The following is a 9,454-nucleotide window of genomic DNA, read 5'->3' as shown; positions in this document are numbered from 1 at the left end:
ATTTAACATAATGGCGATTATACGCAATACACTTGTATATTAATATAAATATCAGACACTTAATAAAACCATAAAAATGCAAAAATGCCCAAAAAGCCGATTTTGAAACAAGTCGGCTTTTTTATGTTCGATTCTGTAATATTTTGCCAATAAAAAATGGAAGAACTTTGCAAAATTTACAATTTTGTATTAACATTTTTATATTAACAAAAAGCGATGCAACTATGAAAATTGAGTTTTCATGGGATGAGCATAAAGCTGAAACAAATCTCAAAAAACATGGTGTGGCTTTTGAAGATGCGACATTGGTTTTTTACGATGCTCATGCCTTATATAAACAAGATCGCTTTGAAAATGGTGAATATCGCTGGCAGGCGATAGGTATGGTACATGGGCAGGCTGTTTTATTGGTGGCCCACACAGTACAAGACCATAATGGGATGGATCAGATCCGCATTATCTCAGCACGACAGGCAGAGAAAAAAGAGAGGAAACAGTATGAGCAAAACCGTTACTTACAAAATGGATTTGAATAATCCTCCTGTTTTGTCTGAAGAACAAAAGGCAAGACTTGAAGCACTTGATAAGCGACCAGACAGTGAAATAGATTTTTCAGATATTCCTGAACTCGATGAAAGTTTTTGGAAAAATGCAGTGCAAAATCCATTTTACAAGCCGACTAAACAAGTAACTACGGTCCGCATCGATGCAGATGTCATGCAGTGGCTAAAAGCCCAAGGCAAAGGCTATCAAACACGAATGAATAAAATTTTACGGGATGCCATGCTAAAAGAATTAAAAAATCATCAATAAAAATGGGAGCTTAGGCTCCCATTTTTGACTGCGTATAATGTGCATTATGTTAATTTTAACTATTCTTCAATATTAAATACTGTTAACTTTGAGCCATCACTTTGAACATAGGCTATATCACTAACACCAGTTATTCTTGACAAAAGTTTATATATTGAATTTGGTGTTACTAAAATTCTAGTTTGATCTACAAAAGTATTCTCTAACATCTTTAACTGAAATGCTTGTTTTGTGCTATTTAAAGCATTTACAGCACTAGGATGAAAATTTCCATTCTTAGGTCTAGTAATTAAGCAATAGTTAATTTTTAAATCAAAAAATTCTTTTCTCGATTTCCCTAATATATTTACCCAAAATAAACATAATTTTGAAATAGAATCATAGCATTTTAAGCGTATATCACTATTTGAATCTGTTTTATCTTTATGCCTTGGCCATCCCTCTTTAAATTCAATTAAATATAAGGAATCATTATGATGACTATAAATTAATGTGTCAGCAGAACTAGATTCTTTATTTTCATAACTATCTGAATAAAATGCTGGAACTTTATCGAAATGTAGTGAATTAAAATCCATTTCAATAAATTTTTTATTTCCTGTCGTATTTGTAGAAATATCGGTAATATCAGCAATAGATGATATATATTTTTTCTCTAGCTCAGAAAGCAAAAATAACTCATTAGAAGTTATCAACATCTTCTAACTCTTCCATTAATGAATAAAGTGGAGCTGATAAAGCATCAATAATAGGGACAATATTGCCACTTGTATCTTCAATTTTTATAACATTTTCACATTTATGTGAAAAATAAAATTTAGCGCCTAATGGTTTTTCACTTTTATCACTATAAATTTTTAATGACTCAAGCATGTAAGGGCTATGAGTATTAACAAGTATACGAGTCCCTTGATTTGCTAATTTTATCAAAAATTTAGCGTAAAGATTTTGCCATTGTGGATGTAAATTTGTCTCTGGCTCATCTACGATCAATATAGACTCACTATTAATAAAGTACCCTTTACATAGTAAATCTAATATTGCGATAGATTTCATACCTGAAGACACATTATTTACATTAAAAATTAAATCATTTTCATTTAATTCAAAATTATTTGTTTCTAACTTATAATCAATGTATCCATCATAAAAATCTTTGGTATCTATACGCCAATCTGATTTTTCATTTATATTATCAATTCCTCTACTTCCATCTAACTTTGAGCATAAATCTAAAACATGATATGGGATTTTAGGATTTATTTTTGTAGATCTTCTAGAAATAGAATCTCTAACAGACATATCATGAATAATAGGAGCTAATTGAAAAATATATGGCCCCTCAATCAAAGTTGAGTCTTTAATTGGTAATTTATTTTGCTCTGAATTAAAACTCAAAATTTCTTTATTATTAAATGTAATTTCAAATACTTTAAATTCATCCATTTCAAGAGATAAATAAGCTTCTTTTGCTCCATTTTTTTTATTTAAAAGTTCATTGATAAACTCATTTTTTAACGCTCTAAATATAAATTTATCTATTGGATCATTATAATTATATTCATCATAAAGATTATCCAGCTTATCTAGAATTGAATATATTCTTCTAAAAAAATTAGGGCTTACCTCATCTTTTCCTTCAAGATAACCCTCCATTTCAACAACTAATTCTTTTGTTATTGATAGATCAAACTCTGTGACTTCAGAACTACGTCTAATGTCCAGCAATACAGACATAAGCTTTTGATAAGAATCATATTGTTTAACTTCTTCAGAAGTTCTTAATAATCTAGTTAAATGAAATGAAATTTCATCATAGAGTTTTCTAAATTCATTATATTGATGTCTTTTATAGTCTATAGGAAAAGATGATGAAGCCTGTCCAACAGCATAGGCTATCTTAGATATTGTTGTTTTTCCTGAATTATTTTCACCAGAAATTACCGTTAAATTATTTAACTCAATTTCAGCACTTTCAATAGTTCCTATATTTCGAATAATAAATTTCATAAATTCTTGAGAACCTTTGAACTTGATGGGTGACATTAATATTAGTTTATCTTTAAAAACCTAAAAAGATACTTCTAATTGTTTTAAAAACTATCATTTAACATAAAATCTCTTATGCGCAGTTCGGGTGTAACTCCAAAATAGAAATGTCCGGTTTATCGATTGCTCGTCCTAAGATCTCAGAACGTAAGGTACTTTGATGAACATTCTGGTTCTCAAAACTCGAAACTTTATTGAAAAGTTCTATTGAGGTTTATAAGTACCTCAAAATAAAAAAATGCCTGAAGTTAAGGCATTTTTTACGTCATCAATCGCTACTAAAAAGCTTACAACTATCAAAAAAAGAGAGTTTTACTCTTTTGAATACGACTTAATTTTTTCAAAAATTGGATAGAAATCTAATCCCTCATCTTTCATCGTAGAAATCAACGCAACGATTACAGCGATATGTGTAGGAACCACACCTTGTTTACTGTAATTCGTAATCGAATTGGGTTTCATATCCAATAAGGCAGCAAATTCCTTAATTGAAAGCCCTGCTTTACCGACAAGACGTTGAAATTCAGTATATGGCATTTAATTAAATTTATAGAAATGGTGTTTTGAGATTATAGCATAGGGTTATATTTACATAAAAACACATAATATTATGTGGTAAACACATTATTTTATGTGTTATAAATAGTTTATCAAGGAAACTATTTATCATCTCTATAGGAGAAACATACTATGTACTCATACCCGGATTCAAACACTGAAAAGAAAATTGCTCTCATGATTATTAATGACTTTTTCATTCAAAAAGCCCATGAACTCTGGATTTTTTTACAACTCGATCAGTGCTTTAACGATTATGAAGCAACAGTCATTTGGACTCGACGTTATCTAGAGGAACATCCAGAGGGTGAATACAGCGACATTCAAAAAGCCTTTCTTTCTTGTTTCCCAGAACACTTCTTCAACTTTGACTATTGAGTTATGAATCGTCTTTACTCTTTTGTGGCTTGAAACCAGAATAAACGCTATAAAACCCTGGCAGGATACCGGGGTTTTTTATTGCAATATTCTACACACCTGGCAAATGGGCAATCATCATCATGATTATTCGGAATTTACCCTTCTTATTGTTTAAGAAAATGGATATCTAAATCCAATCAATCACTGAGAAGCCTGATATATCAGGCTTTTTATTACTAAAGATAACTTCTGTTAATCTAATTATTTTTAACTATTTTTTCCTGCCTTACACTCTGATAAAGCTAAATAAATTTCTTTTATATACTCAGGAACGACTTCACCCTCATACTCAATCATTGCTAATTTATCAATGACCTTCAGAAATATTGGCCACCTGAAGTACAAAGTACCAAGATCCATATCAATCTGCTCAAATATTATAGATTTTTCGATCTTATTGATGATCCTCTTATTTCCTACAATGGCTTTTCTAACTTGATCTGGTGTCAAGGTATCAATATTAAGACCCAATTCTTTATAAGCAGCAATCACAGCGCCACCGAGCTGATACTTTCGATTGTTTTCAGCTTTACGCTTTTTCCCTGCATCTTTTTTCTGGATCTGACTCAAGTACAGCTCCAAATCAGCATATTGCAGTTTTTGAGCTTTGAAATTCAGATATCGGGTACACATCATCTTCAGAATATTTAGTTCAGCAACACCCAATTGATTGTCCTGGTATGCTTGAAAAAGCTCTATAAATTTAGCTTCATATTTAGTCTGTTTAGGTTTGGTAGAAAGCTCATCAAACAGCAACTGAAGCTTCAAATGTTCACGATAAGGTTTTAACGCTTCTTTCACTAGGATCTGATGAGCTTCAGACAACATTTCAAAATTAAAATCGTCCGCTTGTAGAACATCAATGACTTGATTTTGAAGTTCAGTCCGAGGGTGTCTCTCTAATAAAAATTCAACAAAACCATGTAACTCTGCCACTTGGAGTAATTGAGCTGGTCTTCCACGTTTTTTGGGTTTTTCAAGAGTCATCATCTGCCGCCTAATTTTCAGAACTGATACCGATTTAAATATGGTTTTACCATATTTAAATCGGTCAGTCTGAAAATAATTATTTAAAATAAAAATAAAATTTCTTGAAAAGAATTTTTATTTTTATTTTAAATAATTCGCACTTGACAGTTTCTCCTAATCGGAGAAACTAGTACGCAATGGGGCGCTTCCCCCTTGACCCCCTTCAACCGGATTTTTCAGCCATCCAGGCATTCCAAATCCGGGCGGTTTTCATTCCGTTTCACTGCATAAAAACCGATCCCAGACCAACAAAAAGGTGAGCATGGCCAGTTATCACTTCAGCGTCAAAAGTAAAAATAAAGGCTACGCCATTCAGCATTACCTCTATATTGCCCGATTGATGCAATACGAAAACGTCCGCAAGAAAAGTAACGAAATTTTAGAATACGTTGAACCAGGCAAATGCATGCCGTCCTGGGTGAAAGATCCCATTGAGTTTTGGCAAGCCGCTGATACGTTTGAACGAGAAAATGCCAAAGTCTACATGGAGTATGAAATTGCCCTCCCCAACGAATTCACGCCAGAACAGCGTAAAACGCTCATAGAGACGTTTTTAGACAAACATATAGTTCCACAGCAATATCCGCATTCATACGCCATACACAACGTTAAATCGCGCCTCAGTGGCGAAGATCAGCCTCATTGTCACATCATGTTCTCGCTAAAAGCCGATGACGGTATTGAACGGACAGCCGAACAATATTTCAAACGCTATAACCCCAAAGATCCAAGCAAAGGCGGTGCAAAGAAAATCCAGCTGCAGGATGGCCACGCAGACTATTCCACTTTTTTAATCTATATCCGAAAACAATGGGAAAACCATCTGAATGATGCGCTTGCACAGCACTGCCCTACCGTCACCTACACATTGGATGGCCAAGACATCACCATCAAAAATCAGGTTTCAGCAGACAGCTATGAAAAATATAACGAGATCCACAGCACTTTGTATCTTCCTGAGCCTAAGCTAGGCGTTGGTCAACAAAACGCGACAGCGGAATATCTCGCCCAGATCCAAAAAATTCGAGAACACAATCAAAAAGAACGAGAACTCGAAGAACGCCAAAAGCAATTAGATCAACAACATGAATATTTTTATAGTGCTGAAAACCATCCCTTTTCATCATTGGAGGTGATGTATTACCTGAATTATTTAGTGAAGAATCAGAAAAATAAGGAAAAACTGCAAAAAGATTTTAGTGAAATTATCAAGACCCAAGAGCCTATATTGCATCAAGAAGACTGGAATATTCATAACATGAATCAAAAATTGAAGGATTCAGAGCATAACTCAACACCATGCTTTGAGTTTGACGTGTATTCACCACCAAAGAATCCATTACCCACGCAGAATAAGCCCCCTAAACCGATTCAATCCGAACAGCCAAAGCCAAAATCTGATGATTATGATTACGGTGGTCCGGGTTTTTAAAATTATCTGGTTTTATTCAGGCTTTACAGAGCGAGTGTCTACGAGCGAACAGACCCAATTAAAATTTTCGCCATGCTTTTTCTCTGATTACAAGCTCCCCCTTTGCTGCTAAGACTGAGCTACAGAGCATCCCGAAGGGTGCGAACAGATTCAATTTGCTTCTAGGCCGAGCGAAGCGAGCATAAAAAACTGATGAGCGAAGCGAATTCCGAGTTCCTTTTGATCTTGCTTTTGCTTTTTCTCAAAGTCATAACGGGATAAGCCAAAAAATTGCCCCGACGAACTGAGCTTTAGCGAAGTTCAATAGAGTTTGAGCGTAGCGAAAACCAAGGGCAATTTTTAAAGGTGTATATATTTTTTAATATTTTTAACTTTTAAATACTTTTAGAACGTCTGTAATGCTCATATAGAAAGGATTATAGATATTTAATTCATACATTTACCTAGGAAACTCCATACATTTACCTAGGAAACTCCATACATTTACCTAGGAAACTTCATACATTTACCTAGATCTTCATACATTTACCTAGATATAAATAATCTCTATATTTTTAGCTAATTTTAGTTCTTTCACTATTTGTTTTGATTGATTCTTATACTTATAATTTATAAATCAGACTATTTTTTATACTCCAAATTTATAGATGGATAATTTTTTATACTTTGATAAAGATCAAAAAATTAAAAAAACACTGTACAAAAGAATAATCATACATTTTTCTAGGTTTGACTTTACTATTGTTAGCTCATATATTCATACATTATCAAATATGTATGAATTAAAAAAATATGGATTCTCAATTAGATACTATAGTAGTTGATGATCATGAATACCCTATTCAAAAGCCTGTAGCTCAATATCCAGCAGAATATACAGTCATGCAGAATAGGATGATCGAAGCGTGGAATAGCATGTCCGTAGATGAAAAAAGGATCTTTATTTTAGCTAGCCCTATAGTTCGTCTTAATCCAATGAGTGAATCTAGTAAATTTACTATTACTGCTAAAGACTTTGCTGAAGCATGTGATATCGAACTAGGCAGTGCCTACTCTCAATTAAAAAGAGCTGCTGATGATCTTCGTGGAAGATACTTTTCTTACATAAATACAAAAGGTAATCGCGTGTCGGTTCACTGGGTAATTCGTATTGAATATGCAGATGGAAAAATAAGCTTTTACTTCACAAATGAAGTCCTGTTTATGTTGTCTATATTTAATAACAATCATCCATACACAAAGTTTACAATTAAAGAAGTTTTACAGCTAAGAGGATCCCACTCCATCCAGCTTTATCAATTATTAAAACAATACGAAAATATAGGACACAGAGATTTCAAAGAAGAAGAGTTCAGAAATATATTCGAGTTACAAAATAAGTATTCCTTGCTTTGGAATTTAAAAAAAAGAGTTATCGTACCAGCGGTATCAGAAATTAATAAATCTACTGAACTACAAGTATCTTTCTCCAACCTTAAAGATGGCAAAAAAATTACAGGTTTTAGATTCGTAATTGGAAAAAAAGAAACTACGAAGCCTTCTAAAGAAAAGAAAAAAGAAAAGCCTCTTACAGTTAGCCAAATTGATTTGTTCTCAAACAAACTTGCCTATGACTCAGCTTTTGCGAACCAATATAGTGAAGTTGGTGAGAGTTATGAGGATTTTGCTAAACGAATTGCTAATCAGCTAATAGACCCTGCAAAAGTAAGAGAATATATGCCTTACTTAAAGCAGTTAGGATTCAAGTCATTAAGTTAATTGACACTGTCAATTGAATAGTCAATTATTAACATGACTTGATAACAACTTTACAACTATGAAAAAGCTATCAGTATCGGAACTTGCAAAGCTATATGGATATTCACGACAAGCTATATATGCTCATATTAATAAAGGAAATTTATCTAAAAGCTCAGATGGTTTGATTGACTTTGCAGAGGCACTTAGAGTCTTTGGAGAACCACAAAACAAAAATGTAACTGTCAATCAAAGTAAATCAACTGACAGTCAAAACTTAACAGAAATTGACATGCTAAAACGTCAAGTTGACATGCTTGAACGTCAATTAAACCAATCAATTTTGCGAGAAAATCAGTCTTTAGAGAGAGAAAACTTCTACCAAGAACAAATCGAAGCAATGCAACGCCTACTGGAAGCCCCAAAACCTCCAAAGGTAGAAGATCCAACACCAGTTGCCCCCCCCCAAGAGACTGTTGAATCAAAAGAAGAAGCTGAGATTCAGACTGAGATCCAAGAGCCTAAGAAGCGAATTCCAGTACCAGAGCATATTGAACCTGAACCTGAAAAAAGAGGCTTTTGGAGCCGTTTTTTTAGACCCTATGATTAACCACGATTGTTTACCTGATATGAACAAAGTCGTGAAACATTGATCAAATAATAAGCGTGGAACGTGAAAAATCATAAAAAAAGCCCATTCGAGGGCGAATGGGCTATAAAACTGAAATTAACACATTGAATTATAACAAAATTTAAAAAGCATTGCGTATAAGGTGTATTATGTTAATAATATAAATTTTTAAAAGCATATTGATTTAATAATAGAAAAATTATCAGAGTAGGGTATGTGTAAAGTAAACGTTCAATTATCAACCAATAATGATTAAAGATTTATATCTTATATGTGTCGCTTGAATCCGCCTGTTAATTTTATTAACATATATCTACCAAATTAATAATGCCTTAAATGAAATAATATGCTAAGTAACCATCATCACTTTTTAAAAAAATTTTCGATCAGTGATGCTGCTATAGCGTATAGAAAACCTCGCTCGACTATACTTAAATATATAAAAAGCGGAGATTTCGAACTTGACTACAATAACTTGATTGAATATAGCCAGTTAGTTAAAAAATTTGGTGAACTTACTTCCCCTATACGGGACGAAAGAGATCAACAAATCAAAAAACTAAAAGATGAAGTTATGCATTTAAAAAAACAACTTAATTTTTTTAAATATACTTCAATCTCAAACAAACATAGATTATTAATTTCTCATAAAGACTCCATTTAACATAATGGCGATTATACGCAATACACTTGTATATTAATATAAATATCAGACACTTAATAAAACCATAAAAATGCAAAAATGCCCAAAAAGCCGATTTTGAAACAAGTCGGCTTTTTTATGT

General features: G+C 32.9%; 11 protein-coding genes and 1 pseudogene. 8 read left to right on the top strand and 4 right to left on the bottom strand.

The annotated features are described in order from the left end of the window. Nucleotides 1-224 precede the first annotated feature (224 nt). Together HX743_RS14955 and HX743_RS14950 are read left to right on the top strand one after the other, a co-directional pair. Nucleotides 225-536 carry a BrnT family toxin gene (locus HX743_RS14955; protein WP_005091751.1) on the top strand — a complete coding sequence of 104 codons (312 nt, stop codon included), beginning with the start codon at nucleotides 225-227 and terminating at the stop codon, nucleotides 534-536. Then, nucleotides 499-813 carry a BrnA antitoxin family protein gene (locus HX743_RS14950; protein WP_005091750.1) on the top strand — a complete coding sequence of 105 codons (315 nt, stop codon included), beginning with the start codon at nucleotides 499-501 and terminating at the stop codon, nucleotides 811-813. Before HX743_RS14955 ends, HX743_RS14950 begins: the two co-directional genes overlap by 38 nt. A gap of 59 nt (nucleotides 814-872) precedes the next feature. Here HX743_RS14950 and HX743_RS14945 read toward each other — a convergent pair whose 3' ends face one another. The 3 genes from HX743_RS14945 to HX743_RS14935 all read right to left on the bottom strand — a co-directional run bounded on the left by HX743_RS14945 (nucleotide 873) and on the right by HX743_RS14935 (nucleotide 3,399). Further along, a complete protein-coding gene (locus tag HX743_RS14945; protein ID WP_178319603.1) occupies nucleotides 873-1,511 on the bottom strand; it encodes a hypothetical protein in 639 nt (212 codons plus the stop codon). Beyond that, nucleotides 1,495-2,823 (bottom strand): AAA family ATPase, encoded by a 1,329-nt coding sequence (locus HX743_RS14940; protein WP_178319602.1) that lies wholly within the window; start codon nucleotides 2,821-2,823, stop codon nucleotides 1,495-1,497. The genes HX743_RS14945 and HX743_RS14940 overlap by 17 nt, the downstream gene beginning before the upstream one ends. Before the next feature lie 351 nt (nucleotides 2,824-3,174). Continuing rightward, complete coding sequence (locus HX743_RS14935; RefSeq protein ID WP_002011480.1) at nucleotides 3,175-3,399, bottom strand: hypothetical protein; 225 nt, start codon at nucleotides 3,397-3,399, stop codon at nucleotides 3,175-3,177. 153 nt (nucleotides 3,400-3,552) lie between these two features. On the opposite strand from HX743_RS14935, the gene HX743_RS14930 reads away from it, so the two are divergent. Together HX743_RS14930 and HX743_RS16540 are read left to right on the top strand one after the other, a co-directional pair. Continuing rightward, nucleotides 3,553-3,798, top strand: a complete 246-nt coding sequence (locus tag HX743_RS14930; protein ID WP_002011476.1) for a hypothetical protein — start codon at nucleotides 3,553-3,555, stop codon at nucleotides 3,796-3,798. Nucleotides 3,799-3,890: 92 nt separating this feature from the next. Beyond that, nucleotides 3,891-3,971 (top strand): annotated as a pseudogene (locus tag HX743_RS16540) (short-chain dehydrogenase); the annotation flags it as partial. Nucleotides 3,972-4,047: 76 nt separating this feature from the next. Here the strand turns inward: HX743_RS16540 and HX743_RS14925 are convergent. Further along, nucleotides 4,048-4,827, bottom strand: a complete 780-nt coding sequence (locus HX743_RS14925) for a hypothetical protein (protein WP_178319604.1) — start codon at nucleotides 4,825-4,827, stop codon at nucleotides 4,048-4,050. A 304-nt stretch (nucleotides 4,828-5,131) separates the two neighbouring features. Between HX743_RS14925 and HX743_RS14920 the strand changes: the two genes are divergently transcribed. The 4 genes from HX743_RS14920 to HX743_RS14905 all read left to right on the top strand — a co-directional run bounded on the left by HX743_RS14920 (nucleotide 5,132) and on the right by HX743_RS14905 (nucleotide 9,333). Then, on the top strand, nucleotides 5,132-6,301 hold the full coding sequence (locus tag HX743_RS14920) for a MobA/MobL family protein (RefSeq protein WP_178319601.1): 1,170 nt from the start codon (nucleotides 5,132-5,134) through the stop codon (nucleotides 6,299-6,301). A 792-nt stretch (nucleotides 6,302-7,093) separates the two neighbouring features. Continuing rightward, entirely contained in the window at nucleotides 7,094-8,059 is a 966-nt protein-coding gene (locus tag HX743_RS14915; RefSeq protein WP_178319600.1) for a RepB family plasmid replication initiator protein, read from the top strand. Between the two features lie 58 nt (nucleotides 8,060-8,117). After that, a complete protein-coding gene (locus HX743_RS14910) occupies nucleotides 8,118-8,648 on the top strand; it encodes a plasmid replication DNA-binding protein (RefSeq protein WP_178319599.1) in 531 nt (176 codons plus the stop codon). A 367-nt stretch (nucleotides 8,649-9,015) separates the two neighbouring features. Beyond that, nucleotides 9,016-9,333 (top strand): hypothetical protein, encoded by a 318-nt coding sequence (locus HX743_RS14905; protein WP_178319598.1) that lies wholly within the window; start codon nucleotides 9,016-9,018, stop codon nucleotides 9,331-9,333. Nucleotides 9,334-9,454: the final 121 nt, after the last annotated feature.

Origin of the sequence: Acinetobacter sp. Swhac1, assembly GCF_013390985.1 — a bacterium.
In the GTDB taxonomy this organism is placed as follows: domain Bacteria; phylum Pseudomonadota; class Gammaproteobacteria; order Pseudomonadales; family Moraxellaceae; genus Acinetobacter; species Acinetobacter towneri.
This window is presented reverse-complemented; position numbering and strand designations above follow the sequence as displayed.

What these genes read in the sequence shown, in the direction of transcription:
- HX743_RS14940 (WP_178319602.1), bottom strand. Translation starts at nt 2,823, where the DNA reads ATGAAATTTATTATTCGAAATATAGGAACTATTGAAAGTGCTGAAATT.
- HX743_RS14910 (WP_178319599.1), top strand. Translation starts at nt 8,118, where the DNA reads ATGAAAAAGCTATCAGTATCGGAACTTGCAAAGCTATATGGATATTCA.
- HX743_RS14950 (WP_005091750.1), top strand. Translation starts at nt 499, where the DNA reads ATGAGCAAAACCGTTACTTACAAAATGGATTTGAATAATCCTCCTGTT.
- HX743_RS14905 (WP_178319598.1), top strand. Translation starts at nt 9,016, where the DNA reads ATGCTAAGTAACCATCATCACTTTTTAAAAAAATTTTCGATCAGTGAT.
- HX743_RS14920 (WP_178319601.1), top strand. Translation starts at nt 5,132, where the DNA reads ATGGCCAGTTATCACTTCAGCGTCAAAAGTAAAAATAAAGGCTACGCC.
- HX743_RS14930 (WP_002011476.1), top strand. Translation starts at nt 3,553, where the DNA reads ATGTACTCATACCCGGATTCAAACACTGAAAAGAAAATTGCTCTCATG.
- HX743_RS14955 (WP_005091751.1), top strand. Translation starts at nt 225, where the DNA reads ATGAAAATTGAGTTTTCATGGGATGAGCATAAAGCTGAAACAAATCTC.
- HX743_RS14915 (WP_178319600.1), top strand. Translation starts at nt 7,094, where the DNA reads ATGGATTCTCAATTAGATACTATAGTAGTTGATGATCATGAATACCCT.
- HX743_RS14925 (WP_178319604.1), bottom strand. Translation starts at nt 4,827, where the DNA reads ATGACTCTTGAAAAACCCAAAAAACGTGGAAGACCAGCTCAATTACTC.
- HX743_RS14935 (WP_002011480.1), bottom strand. Translation starts at nt 3,399, where the DNA reads ATGCCATATACTGAATTTCAACGTCTTGTCGGTAAAGCAGGGCTTTCA.
- HX743_RS14945 (WP_178319603.1), bottom strand. Translation starts at nt 1,511, where the DNA reads ATGTTGATAACTTCTAATGAGTTATTTTTGCTTTCTGAGCTAGAGAAA.